Source organism: Delftia sp. WSY_16 (assembly GCF_043104415.1).
GTDB lineage: Bacteria > Pseudomonadota > Gammaproteobacteria > Burkholderiales > Burkholderiaceae_C > Comamonas > Comamonas tsuruhatensis.
In genome coordinates, this window is record NZ_JBICKS010000005.1 from 112,080 (window position 1) to 127,529 (window position 15,450).

General features: G+C 69.1%; 18 protein-coding genes. 14 read left to right on the forward strand and 4 right to left on the reverse strand.

The annotated features are described in order from the left end of the window. Window positions 1-21: 21 nt before the first annotated feature. The 14 genes from ACF8O7_RS03620 (at window position 22) to ACF8O7_RS03685 (ending at window position 11,302) form a co-directional block, all read left to right on the forward strand. Complete coding sequence (locus ACF8O7_RS03620; protein WP_017407400.1) at window positions 22-1,005, forward strand: iron ABC transporter permease; 984 nt, start codon at window positions 22-24, stop codon at window positions 1,003-1,005. After that, complete coding sequence (locus ACF8O7_RS03625) at window positions 1,002-1,799, forward strand: ABC transporter ATP-binding protein (RefSeq protein ID WP_392442375.1); 798 nt, start codon at window positions 1,002-1,004, stop codon at window positions 1,797-1,799. The genes ACF8O7_RS03620 and ACF8O7_RS03625 overlap by 4 nt, the downstream gene beginning before the upstream one ends. 16 nt (window positions 1,800-1,815) lie before the next feature. Beyond that, window positions 1,816-2,616, forward strand: coding sequence for an aminoglycoside phosphotransferase family protein (locus ACF8O7_RS03630; RefSeq protein WP_392442378.1), 801 nt, complete (start codon window positions 1,816-1,818; stop codon window positions 2,614-2,616). 82 nt (window positions 2,617-2,698) lie between these two features. Then, the gene (locus tag ACF8O7_RS03635) at window positions 2,699-3,490 is read left to right on the forward strand and encodes a phytanoyl-CoA dioxygenase family protein (protein WP_392442380.1); all 792 of its coding nucleotides are present in this window, start codon (window positions 2,699-2,701) and stop codon (window positions 3,488-3,490) included. 225 nt (window positions 3,491-3,715) lie between these two features. Further along, window positions 3,716-3,961: a DUF6364 family protein gene (locus tag ACF8O7_RS03640; RefSeq protein WP_126311823.1), complete on the forward strand. Its 246-nt coding sequence runs from the start codon at window positions 3,716-3,718 to the stop codon at window positions 3,959-3,961. Then, complete coding sequence (locus tag ACF8O7_RS03645) at window positions 3,958-4,395, forward strand: TA system VapC family ribonuclease toxin (RefSeq protein ID WP_016453067.1); 438 nt, start codon at window positions 3,958-3,960, stop codon at window positions 4,393-4,395. Before ACF8O7_RS03640 ends, ACF8O7_RS03645 begins: the two co-directional genes overlap by 4 nt. Before the next feature lie 29 nt (window positions 4,396-4,424). Further along, window positions 4,425-5,081: an aspartate/glutamate racemase family protein gene (locus tag ACF8O7_RS03650; protein WP_017406302.1), complete on the forward strand. Its 657-nt coding sequence runs from the start codon at window positions 4,425-4,427 to the stop codon at window positions 5,079-5,081. Window positions 5,082-5,144: 63 nt separating this feature from the next. Further along, entirely contained in the window at window positions 5,145-5,714 is a 570-nt protein-coding gene (gene cobO, locus ACF8O7_RS03655) for a cob(I)yrinic acid a,c-diamide adenosyltransferase (RefSeq protein ID WP_013803210.1), read from the forward strand. A gap of 39 nt (window positions 5,715-5,753) precedes the next feature. Beyond that, window positions 5,754-6,461: a 5,6-dimethylbenzimidazole synthase gene (gene bluB, locus ACF8O7_RS03660; RefSeq protein WP_074922981.1), complete on the forward strand. Its 708-nt coding sequence runs from the start codon at window positions 5,754-5,756 to the stop codon at window positions 6,459-6,461. Continuing rightward, complete coding sequence (gene cbiB / locus ACF8O7_RS03665) at window positions 6,458-7,540, forward strand: adenosylcobinamide-phosphate synthase CbiB (protein WP_126311822.1); 1,083 nt, start codon at window positions 6,458-6,460, stop codon at window positions 7,538-7,540. The genes bluB and cbiB overlap by 4 nt, the downstream gene beginning before the upstream one ends. Beyond that, the gene (locus tag ACF8O7_RS03670; protein ID WP_126311821.1) at window positions 7,537-8,580 is read left to right on the forward strand and encodes an aminotransferase class I/II-fold pyridoxal phosphate-dependent enzyme; all 1,044 of its coding nucleotides are present in this window, start codon (window positions 7,537-7,539) and stop codon (window positions 8,578-8,580) included. The genes cbiB and ACF8O7_RS03670 overlap by 4 nt, the downstream gene beginning before the upstream one ends. Beyond that, complete coding sequence (locus ACF8O7_RS03675) at window positions 8,567-10,072, forward strand: cobyric acid synthase (RefSeq protein WP_126311820.1); 1,506 nt, start codon at window positions 8,567-8,569, stop codon at window positions 10,070-10,072. The genes ACF8O7_RS03670 and ACF8O7_RS03675 overlap by 14 nt, the downstream gene beginning before the upstream one ends. Window positions 10,073-10,214: 142 nt before the next feature. Then, window positions 10,215-10,646, forward strand: coding sequence for a hypothetical protein (locus ACF8O7_RS03680; protein ID WP_016445226.1), 432 nt, complete (start codon window positions 10,215-10,217; stop codon window positions 10,644-10,646). A gap of 284 nt (window positions 10,647-10,930) precedes the next feature. Next, window positions 10,931-11,302 (forward strand): hypothetical protein, encoded by a 372-nt coding sequence (locus ACF8O7_RS03685; protein WP_016445227.1) that lies wholly within the window; start codon window positions 10,931-10,933, stop codon window positions 11,300-11,302. A gap of 85 nt (window positions 11,303-11,387) precedes the next feature. On the opposite strand, the gene otnI is transcribed toward ACF8O7_RS03685, so the two are convergent. The 4 genes from otnI to denD are packed head-to-tail and all read right to left on the reverse strand — an operon-like array spanning window position 11,388 to window position 15,410. Continuing rightward, the gene (otnI, locus tag ACF8O7_RS03690; RefSeq protein ID WP_126311819.1) at window positions 11,388-12,185 is read right to left on the reverse strand and encodes a 2-oxo-tetronate isomerase; all 798 of its coding nucleotides are present in this window, start codon (window positions 12,183-12,185) and stop codon (window positions 11,388-11,390) included. A 35-nt stretch (window positions 12,186-12,220) separates the two neighbouring features. Continuing rightward, a complete protein-coding gene (gene otnK, locus ACF8O7_RS03695; protein ID WP_126311818.1) occupies window positions 12,221-13,504 on the reverse strand; it encodes a 3-oxo-tetronate kinase in 1,284 nt (427 codons plus the stop codon). Further along, window positions 13,501-14,433: an L-threonate dehydrogenase gene (ltnD, locus tag ACF8O7_RS03700; protein ID WP_126311817.1), complete on the reverse strand. Its 933-nt coding sequence runs from the start codon at window positions 14,431-14,433 to the stop codon at window positions 13,501-13,503. Before ltnD ends, otnK begins: the two co-directional genes overlap by 4 nt. Then, window positions 14,430-15,410 (reverse strand): D-erythronate dehydrogenase, encoded by a 981-nt coding sequence (denD, locus tag ACF8O7_RS03705; protein WP_203399670.1) that lies wholly within the window; start codon window positions 15,408-15,410, stop codon window positions 14,430-14,432. The genes ltnD and denD overlap by 4 nt, the downstream gene beginning before the upstream one ends. Window positions 15,411-15,450 lie beyond the last annotated feature (40 nt).

Consider the following 15,450-nt stretch of genomic DNA (forward strand, 5'->3'; position numbering starts at 1 on the left):
AGCGGCCTGGCGGCGCCTTGGATGGCGCTGGCCCTGCTGGCCGTGAGTGCCCTGCTCATGCTGCTGGGTGCGGGCGTGGGCAGCACGGGCTGGGAAAGCGTGTGGGCGGCGCGCAGCGATCCGCTGTCCTGGCAGATCGTCACCGAGATCCGGCTGCCGCGCACGGCGGGCGCCTGGCTGGCCGGCGGCCTGCTGGGGCTGGCCGGGGCCATTGCCCAGGGCGTGTTCCGCAACCCGCTGGCCGATCCCTATCTGCTGGGCAGCGCCTCGGGCGCCTCGCTGGGCGTTGCATTGAGCATGGCGGCGCTGGGCGCCTCGCCCTTTGCACTCGCGGGCCTGGCGCGCCTGGGCGTCACGGGCGCGGCCTTTGCGGGCGCGGCCCTGGCCGTGCTGCTGACCCTGGTGCTGGCCCAGGGCGTGCACAACACCATGCGCCTGCTGCTGGCCGGTGTGGTGGTGGGGGTGGTGCTGGGCGCGGCCGCATCGCTGGTGCTGCTGATGAACCCGGACATCATGCAGGCCATGCAGGCCTTCATGCTGGGCAGCACCTCCTTCATCGGCTGGGGCGCCTGCACGCTGATGCTGGCCGTGCTGCTGGCCACCGCCCTGGGCGCCTGGTGCCTGGGCCGCGTGCTCGACGGCCTGTCCCTGGGCGAGGCCACGGCCCACAGCCTGGGCCTGCCGCTGGCGCCGCTGCGCATGGTGCTCATCTTGCTGCTGGCGCTGGCCACGGGTACGGCCGTGGCGCAGACCGGGCTCATCGCCTTCGTCGGCCTGGCCGCGCCGCATCTGGTGCGCTCCATGGTGCGGTCCATGCACCGCTGGCTGCTGGTGCTCAGCGCCGGCATGGGCGCCGTGCTGCTGCTGGCCGCCGACCTGCTGGCGCGCTGGCTCATCGCCCCGCAGGAGCTGCCCGTGGGCGCGCTCACGGCCTTGCTGGGCGGCAGCTACCTGCTGTGGCTCATGCACCGCCGCCACGCCCTGCGCGGCGGGGAGGGCGCATGACGGCCCCCGCCCTGCAAGCGCGCGCCCTGAAGGTTCGCCTGGGCGATCGACAGGTCCTGGGCGGCCTGAGCCTGGCCCTGCCTGCCGGCCGCTGGAGCGCCATCGTCGGCCCCAATGGCGCAGGCAAATCCACGCTGCTGCGCGCCCTGGCAGGCATGGAATCCGGCGCTGGCGTGCAAGGCGAGGTGGAGCTCCTGGGTCGCCCGCTGCGGCAATGGAGTGCGCGCGAACGGGCCTGCTCGCTGGCCTGGCTGGGGCAGAACCAGCCCGTGGCCGGCGACATGCGGGTCCAGGACGTGGTCATGCTGGGCCGCCTGCCGCACCAGGGCTGGCTGGCGGCGCCCAGCCAGGCAGACCATGCCGCCGTGGAGCAGGCGCTGCGCCAGACCCAGGGCTGGGACTGGCGCATGCGCAGCGTGGGCAGTCTCTCTGGCGGCGAGCGCCAGCGCGTGCTGCTGGCGCGCGCCCTGGCCGTGCAGGCCCGCGTGCTGCTGATGGACGAACCCCTGGCCAACCTCGACCCGCCGCACCAGGCCGACTGGCTGGAATGCGTGCAGGCCCTGGTCGCCCAGGGCTGCACCGTGGTCAGCGTGCTGCATGAGATATCGATGGCCTTGCAGGCCCAGGACCTGGTCATTCTCGACAAGGGGCAAGTGGTGCACCAGGGGGCCTGCGCCGACGCGGCCACGCATGCGGCGCTGGAGGCCGTGTTCGAGCACCGGCTGCGCATCCGCGCCATCGACGGGCAGTGGCTGGCCCTGCCACGGCTGCGGGGGCAAGCCGCAGCTCCCTGATTGCCTGTCGGAAAAAATGTCTCTCCATGCGCCGTATCTGAGCCGCTGGGCTCTGACCATCGATGGCCAGCCCCTGTCCACGCCGCGCGGCGTGTTGCTGCCCGTGCGCCAGGGCGGCACGCCCGCCATGCTCAAGATTGCGCTGGAGCCCGAAGAAGTGGCCGGTGCCCGCCTGATGGCCTGGTGGAATGGCGACGGCGCCGCGCCTGTGCTGGCCCAGGAAGGGCCGGCCTTGCTGATGCTGCGCGCCACAGGACCCGAATCGCTGGTGGAGATGGCCCGTGGCGGGCGCGATGAGGAGGCCACGCGCATCCTGTGCACCGCTGCCAAGCGCCTGCACCTGCCGCGCGCCAAGGCGTTGCCACCCCTGGTGCCGCTGACGCAGTGGTTCCATGCATTGCTTGCACAAGGCCATGGAACCGCCAGCCTGCTCGGCCTGTGCGCCACCACGGCACGCGAGCTGCTGGCCGCACCGCGCGACGTGACCGTGCTGCATGGTGACCTTCACCACGGCAATGTGCTGGACTTCGGCCCCCTGGGCTGGCTGGCCATCGACCCCAAGGGCCTGCACGGCGAGCGCGGCTTTGACTACGCCAACATCCTGAGCAATCCCGACCGCGCCAGCGCGCTGGCGCCGGGGCGGTTTGCGCGCCGCATGGCCACCATTGCCGAAGTCTCGGGCATAGAGCAAAGGCGCCTGTTGCAATGGGTGCTGGCCTGGTCGGGGCTGTCTGCCGTCTGGAGCATGGAAGACGGTGATGATCCTGGCGCTGCAATGGCTGTGGCGCAAATGGCGGCTTCGGCCTTGGCATGCTGATTTTCAGACTGCGATACATCTCTTTTTCTGTCGCAACAGGGTGAAATAGCGCTTCACAAAAAAAGGGTGGAGGAATTTTTCGATGCTTGCCGATGCACTGGAGATGTTTGAGCAGCAGGGATTTGTCATCTGGCCAAGACCCATGGAGAAGGGCCTTCTCGACAGCTTGGTGGCATCTGTTGAAGCCATCCAGCGCAATGCGCAGGCCAGAACACTGGATCCGGCGTTGGACGAGCTGTTGGTATACGAGAAAGATCTGTCGGCCAGCAAGCGCGCCGGCTTGGATGGTGCCCTTACCGGAAACTCGATCTTCATTGTTGGAGATCCCGCCCGCTTTGATGAAGTCTTTGCAGAGACACTTCACGATGCCGCGCTTGTCTCGGCGGCAACGACGCTTCTTGGCGTGGACGAGGCAGTGGTCCATTTCATGAACGTGACCATCAAGAATCCCGGATTCGGACGGTCGATCTCCTGGCACCGCGATTATCCCAATGGGTATTTCTGCACCAGGGATTCCAGCTTTGTCCGTCTGATGATCTGCCTGGATGGCATGTCGGTGGAGAGCGGTGCCACCTGCTTCGATGCGGGCACTCATCGCATCTCCGACCAGGAGGCGCAGCAGCAGAAGGTGAGTGGCACCTGGCCCACTCCCGATCCGGCCGACACCGTCACCGTGCAGTGTGACCCAGGCCAGATCGTGGCGATCCACCCGAAGGTGCTTCATGGCGGAGGCATGAATACCGGCTCTGGAATGCGGCGCAACGTCATCCTGCAGATTGGCACTCTGGGTGCAGAGCCCATGACACACGCCGAAGAATCTCTGACCGGCATCGTCATCGGCGCGAAAAGCTGCAGGGAACACCTGAATCGCTGAAGGCGTATCGGGGACGAGGCCAAGGCCATCGTGGACCGCGTGGTGAGGGGCATGATGCCTTCGCCCATCCTTCGCTCATCCCTCGTCCAAGGGCATCTGAAGGGCGCAGGCCGGCCTGGTTGTCCTGCCAGCGGAATTTTTCTAACATACAGAAATCTGTACGAAAGATCTTTGCAAAGGATCTGTGCGAGAAATCTGTACGAAATTCCTGCTCTGGGGGCCGTCATGAAGACCACGCTTGACCTCAACGATGCATTGCTGACCGAAGCAAAGACCTATGCGGCACAGCAGCACACCAGCCTGACGCGCCTGATCGAGGAGGGCCTGCAATTGCGCTTGCGCAAGGCCCAGGCGCCTGCCCGGCGCGTGCGCCTTCCCGTCTACCACGGCAAGGACGGGCTGGCACCGGGGCTGGACGCACTGAGCAACCGCGCGCTGCTGGATGCCGCCGGTCAGCAGGATCAACCATGACGCCCGATGTCAACCTGCTGGTTGCGGCATCGCGCAGCGACCACCCCCATCATTCGGTGGCCCGCGACTGGCTGGAGCAGGCCATGGCCGATGCCAGCCAGGGCGTGCTGCTGAAATTGCAGCCCATGGTGGTGGCGAACTTTCTGCGCCTGGTCACGCATCCGAAGATCTTCGTCAACCCGACTCCTATGGTCGAGGCTTTGCGCTTCGTTGACGCATTGCTGGCATCGCCCGGCGTTGAGCAGGCCGTGCTGGGTGCCGAATGGCCGGCGTTAAGGCAACTGTGCGCCGACAAGGCGCTTTCCGCCAATGACGTACCGGACGCTTGGCTGGCCGCTGCCGCCATCCACCAGGGCGAGCATGTGGTCAGCTTCGATGCCGATTTCAAGCGCCTGCTGCCGCGCTCCCAGTTCACCCGGCTGGCGCCCCAATAATTCCTTTCCTTTTCAGATTCCCCCAATCCATGACCCGCATCGCCCTCATCCACGCCCTCAGCCATTCCGTCGCTCCCATCAACGAAGCCTTTGCGCGCGACTGGCCCGAGGCGGTACGCATGAACCTGCTGGACGACAGCCTCTCGGCCGACCTGGCGCGCAACGGGCGCGGGCTGGACGCCGCCATGCACGAGCGTTTCCAGCGCCTGGCGCAGTACGCCGTGGACACGGGCGCGCAGGGGATCTTGTTCACCTGCTCGGCCTTTGGCCCCTGCATCGAGGCCGTGGCCGCGCGCCACGCGCCGCTGCCCGTGCTCAAGCCCAACGAGGCCATGATCGAGGCGGCCGTGCAGGGCCAGCAGGGGGCCTTGGGTTTGATCTCCAGCTTCGCGCCCACGCTGCAGTCCATGCCGCCGGAGTTCCCGGCCAGCATCGAATTGGTGCCTGCCCTGGCCGACGGCGCCATGGACGCGCTCAACCGCGGCGACACCGCCACGCATGACCGCCTGGTGGTCGAGCAGGCCAGGGCCCTGGCCGCACGCGGCTGCACGCGCATTGCGCTGGCCCAGTTCAGCATGGCGCGTGCCCGCGCGGCCTGCGAGGCCGCCACGGGCCTGCCCGTGCTCACCACGGTGGACAGCGCCGTGCGTGCCCTGCAGCGCCGGCTGGGCGTGCGCCTCGGTTAAAGTGGCGCTCCGCTGCGGCGCATGCCCGCCGCAGCGTGTGCAACTTTTGAGGACGACAGACCCATGCAGATCGAACAGGCCCCGACGGAAAAGCCCTATGAAAAGCCCGAAGGCGAACGCCGTGGCCTGGTGCTGGTGAACACCGGCGACGGCAAGGGCAAGAGCACGGCGGCCTTCGGCCTGGCCCTGCGCGCGCATGGCCGGGGCAAGTCCGTCAAGATCTTCCAGTTCATGAAGGTGCCCACGGCGCGCTTTGGCGAGCACCGCATGTTCGAGCAGCTGGGCATGCCCATCGAGGGACTGGGCGACGGCTTCAGCTGGAAGAGCCAGGACCATGAGCGGTCGGCCCAGATCGCGCGCGAGGGCTGGGAGCGTGCGCGCACCGCCATCCTCTCGGGTGATCACTTCCTGGTCGTGCTCGACGAAATCACCTATCCGCTGATCTATGGCTGGCTGCCGCTGGAGCCTGTGCTGCAGGCCCTGGCCGACCGCCCGCGCCATGTGCACGTCATGCTCACGGGCCGCCGCTGCCCCGAGGAAATCATCGCCGTGGCCGATACCGTCACGCGCATGGAACTGGTCAAGCACGCCTTCCAGGCCGGCATTCCCGCCCAGCGTGGTATTGAGGACTGATGCCGCCCGCAGGCCCGGCCTGCGGCGGACAATGGCGGCATGAGCAGCGAAACGCATTCCCGGGCGCCAGAGACCATTCCCGCCCAACCCTTTGCCGAGGCTGAGCGGGCAGCCGTCTACCGCGCGATCCATGAGCGGCGCGACATGCGCCATTTCTGCGGAGGCGAGGTCGCGCCCGATGTTCTGCTGCGCCTGCTGCGCGCGGCCCACCATGCGCCCAGCGTCGGCTTCATGCAGCCCTGGCGCTTCATCCGCGTGCGCGATGCGCAGTTGCGCCAGGGCATACACGCCGTGGTCGAGCAGGAGCGCCTGCAGACCGCCCGCGCCCTGGGCGAGCGCGAGGAAGACTTCATGCAGCTCAAGGTCCAGGGTGTGCTGGATGCGGCCGAGGTGCTGGTCGTGGCCATGCCGCCCGGGCGCGATGCCCATGTCTTCGGCCGCCGCACCCTGCCCGAGATGGATGTGGCCTCGGCCGCCTGCGCCATCCAGAACCTGTGGCTGGCCGCGCGTGCCGAGGGGCTGGGGCTGGGCTGGGTCTCGCTGTTCGATCCCGAGGTGCTGGCCGCGCTGCTGCAAATGCCCGTGGGCAGCCGGCCGCTGGCCGTGCTGTGCCTGGGCCCCGTGTCCGCCTATTACGCAGAGCCCATGCTGCAGCAGCAGAAATGGGCCAGCCGTGCGCCGCTGCAGGACATGCTCTACGACGACCTGTGGGGCCAGCGCGCCGCCGGGGCGCCGCCGCAGGCATGAGCGACAGCCATTTCTGGCAACTGTCGGGCGCCGCGTTCAGTCCGCTGTGGTGGAGCTGGCAGGCGCTGTCGCAGCCTGTGCCCGACCCCTGGGCCCGCCACGCCCTGGCCGCCGCGCTGGCCGTTCCCGTGGCCCTGCTGATCGACCGGCTCTGGGGCGAGCCGCCCGTGTGGATGCACCCCGTGGTCGCCATGGGCCGGCTGCTGGCTGCGGTTGGGCGAAGAATTGCCCCACGCGAAGAACATGTGCGCGACTGGCCACGCTTTGCGCTGGGCGCAGTCGCCTGGTGCCTGCTGGCGCTGCTGTTCTTCGCCATCTACGCGTTCATCCAGTGGCTGCTGCCGCCCATGCCCTGGTGGCTGGGGGCGCTGGTGCTGGGGGTGCTGCTCAAGCCCTTGCTGTCCTGGCGCATGCTGCGCGACGAGGTGCTTGCCGTGGAAGCCGCACTGCAGCAATCCCTGCCTGCAGGCCGCGAGCGCCTGACCTGGCTGGTCAGCCGGGACACGGCGCAGCTCGACGCAGGCCAGGTGCGCGAAAGCGCCATCGAAACCCTGGCCGAGAACCTCAGCGACTCCGTGCTGGCGCCGCTGTTCTGGTTTGCCGTGGCCGGCCTGCCGGGCGCGGCCCTCTACCGTTTTGCCAACACGGCCGATGCCATGTGGGGCTATCCGGGCTGGCGCGGGCAGGGCGATGACCGGCGCCACTGGCAATGGGCCGGCAAATGGACGGCGCGTGCCGATGACCTGCTCAACTGGATACCGGCGCGCCTGACCGCCTTGCTGCTGGCCTTGTCCGGCCTGGCCGCTGGCCGACGTCCGGGCTGGGGTGCGCTGCGCCAGGACGCGCGCATCACCCCGTCGCCCAACGGCGGCTGGCCCATGGGCGCCATGGCAAGGCTGCTGGGTGTGCGCCTGGGCAAGCCCGGCGTCTACGTGCTCAACCCCGCAGGCTGCGTGCCGCAGGCGGCCGAGCTGCAGCAGGCCGTGGCGCATGCGGGCCGCGTGGTCGCCATGCTGGTGGCTGCAGGGCTGGCCGCCGCCCTGGTCATTGCATGGGCGATGGCAGGAAAGACACCATGAAACCGATCCCAGTCACCCACGGCGGCACGGATGCGCTGGGCGTGCCCGCGCACGATTTCTCCACCAACCGCAATGCCTGCGGACCTTGCCCGCAGGCGCTGGATGCGCTGTCCCAGGCCCACGCGGCCCAATACCCGGACCCGCATTACACTGCGTTGCGCGCACGGCTGGCGGACCTTCATGGCGTGCAGGCCGGGCGCATCGTCATCGCGGCCAGCGCCAGCGACTTCATCCACCGCATCACCATGCATGCAGCGCGCGAAGGCGCGGCCGTCGCCAGCCTGCCGGCACACCATTACGGCGACTACGCCCACGCGGCCCAGGTCTGGCGCCTGCGCCAAGCCGCGCGCGACGGTATCACCGAGGCCGGCCCCGGCCTGCACTGGGCCTGCGCACCATCGAGCCCGCTGGGCCGGCCCGAGGATGTCTGGCCCCTGTGGACCGAGCCCGCACCGCCCGGCACCTGGCGCGTGATCGACTGCGCCTATGCGCCCCTCAGACTGGAGCCGGGCATGGAACCCGCCGTGCCCTCCCCGGTGCGCGATGCCTGGCAGATGTGGACTCCCAACAAGGCCCTTGGCATGACCGGCGTGCGCGCGGCCTACGCCATTGCGCCCGAAGCCGTGCCGCACGACGAGATCGATGCCTTGCGTGCCCTGTCACCCTCCTGGCCCGTCGGCGCCCATGGCGAGGCCATGCTCACGGCCTGGACCGTACCGGCCACCCGGCAATGGCTGGCGCAAAGCCTGCAACGGCTGCGCGATTGGAAGGCGCAACAGATCGATCTGGTGCAGCGCCTGGGCTGGCAGGTGCTGCCCGGCTCGCAGGCCAATTACTTTGTGGCGCGCTGGCCGCAGGCACGGCAGGGCGACGCCATGCAGACGCGTCTGACCCAACTGCGCGCGCAGGGCATCAAGCTGCGCGACTGCGACAGCTTTGGCTTGCCCGGCTGCGTGCGCATGGGCGTGCTGGCGCCTGCATCCCAGAACGCCTTGCTGGCTGCCTGGCAGCCAATGGAGAAACACCATGCAATCGAGTAAACCCGCCGCCGTGAACCTGCCCTTGCCCGAGCCCGGCCAGCGCCCCGCGCTGTGCGTGATGGTGCTGGGCACCAGCAGCGGTGCCGGCAAGAGCTGGGTGGCCACCGCGCTGTGCGCCTGGTACCGCGCCCAGGGCTACGAGGTGGCGCCCTTCAAGGCGCAGAACATGAGCAACAACGCGCGCGTGGTCTGCGCGCCGGGCGGTGCCTGGGGCGAGATCGGCACGGCCCAGTACCTGCAGGCCCTGGCCGCAGGCTGCGCGCCCGATGTGCGCATGAACCCGCTGCTGCTCAAGCCCGAGGCCGACATGCGCAGCCAGGTCGTGCTGCTGGGCCGGGTCAGCGAGGAACTCTCGGCCTTGCCCTGGCGCGGCCGCAGCGCCCGCGTGTGGCCGCAGATCGCCGAGGCGCTGGACAGCCTGCGTGCCGACAACGACGTGGTCGTCATCGAGGGCGCAGGCTCGCCGGCCGAGATCAACCTGCATGCCAGCGACGTCGTCAACATGCGCGTGGCGCGCCACTGCGGCGCGCATTGCCTGCTGGTATCCGACATCGACCGCGGCGGCGCCTTCGCCCACCTCTACGGCACCTGGGCGCTGCTGCCGCCTGACGAACAGGCGCTGATCCGCGGCTTCGTGCTCAACAAGTTCCGGGGCGACGCCAGCCTGCTGGCGCCCGCCCCGCAGATGCTGCAGGAGCGCACCGGCGTGCCCACCGTGGCCACCATCCCCATGCAGTTCCAGCATGGCCTGCCGGAGGAGGATGGCGTCTTTGACGACCGTGGCTCTGGAGGCGGCGTGGGGCGCGCCGTGCACACCACCATCGCCATCATTGCCTACCCGCGCATCAGCAACCTCGACGAATTCCAGCCCCTGCTGCAGGTGCCGGGCCTGCGCGTGGTCTGGGCGCGCACGCCGGCCCAGCTGGCCGGCGCGGACTGGATCATCCTGCCGGGCTCCAAGGCCACGGCTGCCGATCTGGCCTGGATGAGAACCCAGGGCCTGGATGCTGCCGTCGCCGCCCATGCGGCGGCAGGCCGGCAGGTGCTGGGCATCTGCGGCGGCCTGCAAATGCTGGGCGAGGCGCTGATCGACCTGTACGGCGTGGACGGCAACGCAGCCGGCCTGGGCCTGCTGCCGCTGACGACCCTGTTCGCGCCCGACAAGACCGTGCTGCCCGCCAGCGTGCAGCTGCCGCCGCTGCCAGGGGCTTTGGCGGCGCTGTCCGGCGTGCAGGCCCGGGTCTATGAAATCCACCATGGCCAGACCAGCGTGCGCCCCGACATGGTGGCTGCCGGCAGCGCCGTGGCCGAGCCTGTGCCGGGCCTGCTGTGGCACAGCCCTGACGGCCGCATCGCCGGCTGCTATTGGCACGGCCTGTTCGAGAACGCGGACGTGCTGCGCGCCCTGTGGGGTGCCGAGGTTCCCACGCTGGACAGTGTCTTCGCGCGCATGGCCGACGGTGTTCAGCGCTGGTTTGCCACCCAGGCTTGACCCAGGTCGGCCACCGCTTGCGCGTTGCGCGGCAACATGTAGGCCATGGACTGCATGCGCAGCCGTGCTGTACCGATAAATGGGGAGCTGGAAAACACGCATGCTTGGGCCTTGACTTTTTCACGAGGAATGGAGTGAAGCTATGAAGAATCCATGGATCCGTCCCCTGCAGCTGTGTATTGGCGCTGCCGTCCTGGGCATGGCCGGCCTGGCCACCGCCCAGCCCGGCCCCGGGCCTGATGGCACGCCGCCTCCGCCCCCCGCCGCGGAAAAGGCCAAGCCCCATCACCACCACAAGAAGCACGCCGAGCACAAGGGGCCCGCCAAGCGCGGCTATGACCGCCGCGACCCTGCCCAGCACGAGGCCGCCGCCGTCCAGGAGCAATCGCGCCGAGGCGGCGTCCAGTCGGGCGACAACTTCCAGCGCAATGCCGTGGCCCGCTGCGATGTCTTCAAGAACGAAGGCGACCGCCGCTCCTGCGTGGAGCGCGTCAAGGACGGCCAAGTCAGCGGCTCCGTCGAAGGCGGCGGCGTGCTGCGCGAGTACACGGAACAGGTTCCTGTAAGGCAATAACAGCGTCTGCTGTTATTCACCTGAGAAAACCCGCCGGGCCACGAAGCCGGCGGGTTTTTTTGTGGGCGAATGCAGGCTCCCGCGTCAGCAGCCGGTGGTGTGGTCCGTGCTGCAGGCAGCCGGTATCGAACCTCGACCGCAGAGACCTGGCCCGCCACCACGCCCCTGTCCACCGGATTTGACCTGGGTCATACAAACCCATTCCACCCGCCCCGGACCGGCGCGCACCGGCAAGGCATTTCTATGATGGCGCCGTACTTCCCATATGGAAAAGGATTCAACCCATGCAAGCCTTCCGGATCGTGGTCATTGGTGCGGGGCAGACCGGCACTCCCTTGCTGCAGCAATTGCTGGACGCGCCCTTCGTGCAGTTGCTCGGGGTGGCCGACCTGGACCTGGACCAGCCCGGCATCGCACTGGCGCGCGCGCGTGGCGTGCCGGTCACCACACGGTTCATGGATCTGGTGGATGCAGCGGTCGACATCATCATCGACGTGACCGGCTCCCCCCAGGTGCGCGAGTCGTTGCGCAGCAAGATGGTGGAGACCGGCAACACGCACACGCTGATCATGCATGAGGCGATTGCGCTGCTGATGATGTCGCTGTCGGCCGGCCGGCTGGTGACCAGCAAGCACAGCGATCTGGAGTATTCCTGAATGCAGGCGGCGGATAGGCAGGACAGCTATCCGCCCCGTCCTCCCGTGCCTGGCGGATGACGGGCTGCCGCAGCAGGCGCTACAGCTACAGCCACTCCTTCATCCACCCCAGCCCCTCGCTGGTAGCGTGCGCGGCCGCGCCGCGCGCGGGGCGGTATTCGCAGCCTATCCAGCCGTCGTAGCCCAGCTGGTCCAGCAGGCGGAACAGGTAGGGGTAGTTGACCTCTCCCACGTCGGGTTCGTGGCGTTCGGGCACGCCTGCGATCTGCAGGTGGCCCACGCGGCCCGTGGGCAGGTACTGGCGGATCTTCATGGCGAGGTCTCCCTCGACGATCTGGCAGTGGTAGAGGTCCATCTGGACCTGGACATTGGGCTCGGCAATGTCGGCCAGCAGCGCATGGGCCTGGTCCTGGCGGCTCAGGAAGAAGCCGGGCATGTCCCGGCCATTGATGGGCTCCAGCAGGATGGCGATGCCGTGGGGCGCGGTCAGCCGTGCGGCGTGGCGCACGTTGGCGATGTAGGTGGCGCGCAGGGCATCGTCGCTGGCGCCTTCCGGCTTGAGGCCGGCCATGACGTGGATGCGCGGGCAGCCCAGCGCGCGGGCATAGGCAATGGCGCGTTCCATGCCCTGGGCGAATTCCGCCTCGCGCCCGGGGATGCAGGCCAGGCCGCGCTCGCCCGCGTTCCAGTCGCCGGGCGGGGCGTTGAACAGTACCTGCCGCAGGCCGTGGTCCTGCAGTCGCCGGGCCAGTTGCTCGGGGGCGAAGTCGTAGGGAAACAGGTATTCGACGGCCTGGAAGCCGTCGCGCGCGGCGGCCTCGAAGCGGTCAAGAAAGTCCAGGTCGTTGTAGAGCATGGACAGGTTGGCGGCGAAACGGGGCATGAAGGCTTTCCTGAAAACGGATGCTGAGTGTGGCATCAGGCGCGCTGCAACGCGCCGAAGGCCTTGGTGAAGAAGTCCGTGGTGCCGAAGTTGCCGGACTTGAGCGTGAGGTGCAGCCCCTGCGGCGCCAGGGGCGAGGCGGCATGGCACCAGGGCACGCCAGGGTCGATCTGCGGCCCTATGCGCATTTGCTCGATGCCCAGCGCCTGCACGCAGGCGCCCGAGGTTTCGCCACCGGCCACGACGAGCTGGCGCACGCCCATTTCGACCAGTCCCCGGGCGATGGCGGCGATGGTCTGTTCGACCAGTGTGCCGGCCTGCTCCACGCCCAGGCGGCCCTGCACGGCCTTGACGGCCGCGGATTCGGCCGTGGAGTAGATCAGCACCGGGCCGCTGGCGATGTGCTGGCGGGCCCAGGCCAGGGCCTTGCCGGCTTCGTCCTCACCGGCGGCGATGCGCAGCGGCTCCAGCGCCAGGGCAGGGCGCCCCGAGGCGATGAAGTGCGCCACCTGCGCATTGGTGGCCACCGAGCAACTGCCCGAGACGACCGCCTGCAGGCCGGTGGCGGTGGGCAGGGCAGCGGCCTGGGCCGAGGGCTGTATGCCGAAGTTCGCGGGCAGGCCGATGGCCACGCCCGAGCCGGCCGTGACAAGCGGCATGCCGGCCAGCGCCGGGCCCAGGCGCAGCAGGTCGTCGTTGGAGACGGCATCGACCACGGCCATGCCCACGCCCTCGGCCTGGAGTGCGGCGATGCGCGCGCGGATGGCGGCCTCGCCCTGCGCGACGGCCACATGGTCGATCAGGCCCACCTTGCGCCGCGTCTGCGCCTGCAGCACGCGCACCAGGTTGGCATCGGTCATGGGCGTGAGAGGATGGTTGCGCATGCCGCTGTCGCTGAGCAGCACATCGCCCACGAACAGGTGGCCCTTGAAGACGGTGCGCTGGTTGTCGGGGAAGGCCGGCGTGGCAATGGTGAATTCGCAACCCAGCGCGTCCATCAGCGCATCGGCCACGGGGCCGATATTGCCCTGCGGCGTGCTGTCGAAGGTGGAGCAGTATTTGAAGTAGATCTGCGGAGCCCGGCCATCGGGGCCCTGGCCTCGCAGCCACTGCAGTGCCTGCAGCGACTGGGCGACGGCGTCGGCCGGCGCGATGGTGCGCGACTTGAGCGCGACCACGACGGCGTCCACGCCCTCGTCCACCGGGCCGGCGGGTACGCCAATGCTTTGCACCACGCGCATGCCTGCGCGCACCAGGTTGTTCGCCAGATCGGTGGCGCCCGTGAAGTCGTCGGCTATGCAGCCCAGAAGAAGGGTCATGGGGATTCCGATGGAGCCTGGGGCAGGGTGATGCCCGGGAATATCTTGATGACGGCGCTGTCGTCCTCGCGGCCATGGCCGGCGGTGGATGCCTGCATGAACATCTGGTGGGCCGTGGAGGCCAGGGGCAGCGGGAATTTGCTGTGGCGCGCGGTGTCCAGCACCAGGCCCAGGTCCTTGACGAAGATGTCCACGGCCGACAGCGGGGTGTAGTCGCCGTCCAGCACGTGGGCCATGCGGTTCTCGAACATCCAGCTGTTGCCGGCGCTGTGGGTGATGACCTCGTAGAGCGCGGCGGCATCGACGCCTTCGCGCAGGCCCAGGGCCATGGCCTCGGCCGCTGCGGCAATGTGCACGCCGGCCAGCAGCTGGTTGATGATCTTGACCTTGCTGCCCGCGCCCGCGCTGTGGCCCAGGCGGTAGACCTTGGCGGCCATGGCGTCGAGCACGTTTTCGCAGGCGGCATAGGCCTCGGGGCGGCCTGCCGTCATCATGGTCATCTGGCCCGACGCAGCCTTGGCCGCGCCGCCGGAGATGGGCGCGTCGATGTAGTGCACGCCCTGTGCCTGCAGCCTGGCCTCCAGCGCCACGGACCAGTTGGGGTCCACGGTGGAGCACATGACGAAGACGGAGCCGGGCTGCAGCGCAGGGGCGATGCCGCCTTCGCCGAACAGCACGGCCTCGGTCTGCTGGGCGTTGACCACCACGCTGACGACGATGCGGCAGGCGGCGGCCATGTCGGCCAGCGTGGCGCAGGCCGTGCCACCTTCGGCGGCGAAGGCGGCTGCGGCCTCGGGGCGGATGTCGTGGACGTGAACGTGGTGGCCGGCGCGGCGCAGGCTTTGCGCCATGCCGGCGCCCATGGCGCCCAGGCCGATCACGCCGACGGCGCGTGCTGCGGGCTGTGGTGTGGAGGTGTCGTTGCTCATGGCTTGGCCGGTGTCAGGTCATCGGCGATGTAGGCGCGCACGATGGCCGCAAAGTCCTCGTCGCCGCGCAGGCCCAGCTGGTTGGCGCGCGCGGTATCCCAGCGGCCGGGCCAGCTGCCGACGATGCGCTCGACCTTGTCGTCGGGCTGCCAGCTCACGCGGTTGGCCACTTCGTCGCCCGCCACTTCGCGCAGCGCGCGCACCATGTCGCCTGCGCTGACGGACACGCCGGGCAGGTTGATGGGGCGGCGGTCGGCGACGGCGCTGGCATCGAGTTCGCAGCCTGCGACCAGGGCCTCGACGGCGCGGCGCGGCGACAGCAGCCACAGGCGCGTGGTGGCACCCACGGGGCAGTTGGCCGCTTCGCCGTTGAGGGGCTCGCGGATGATGCCGCTGGCAAACGACGAGGCGGCCGCATTGGGCCGGCCCGGGCGCACGCTGATCGTGGGCAGGCGCAGCACGCGGCCGTCGACAAAGCCGCGCCGCGTGTAGTCGGCCAGCAGCAGCTCGGCAATGGCTTTTTGCGTGCCGTAGGAGGACTGCGGGTTCAGGGCCGTGCCGTCCAGCACGGTGTCGGGCAGGTCGCCCCCGTAGACGGCCACCGAGCTGGTGAAGACCACGCGCGGCATGTGGCCCACGGCGCGGCAGGTCTCCAGCAGGGCGCGCGAGGCATCGAGGTTGATGCGCATGCCCAGGTCGAAGTCGGCCTCGGCCTGGCCGCTGACCACGGCGGCCAGATGGAAGATCACGGCCGTGTCCTGGTCTATGGCGCCGCGCAGCATCTGCGGGTCGGCGATATCGCCCACCAGGGAGCGCACGCGCGTGTCGTCAATGGCCTGGGTGGCCACCACGTCGAGCAGGTCGATCTGGTGGATGGGCCAGCGAATGCCGGCCAGCGTCAGCGCACCCTGTTCGAGCAGCTTGCGGGCCAGGCGCTGGCCCAGGAATCCGGCGCCGCCGGTGATCAGTACTTTCATGTGTCTTGGGGCTTGGAGCTTGAAGGATGGGAAGAAGGGC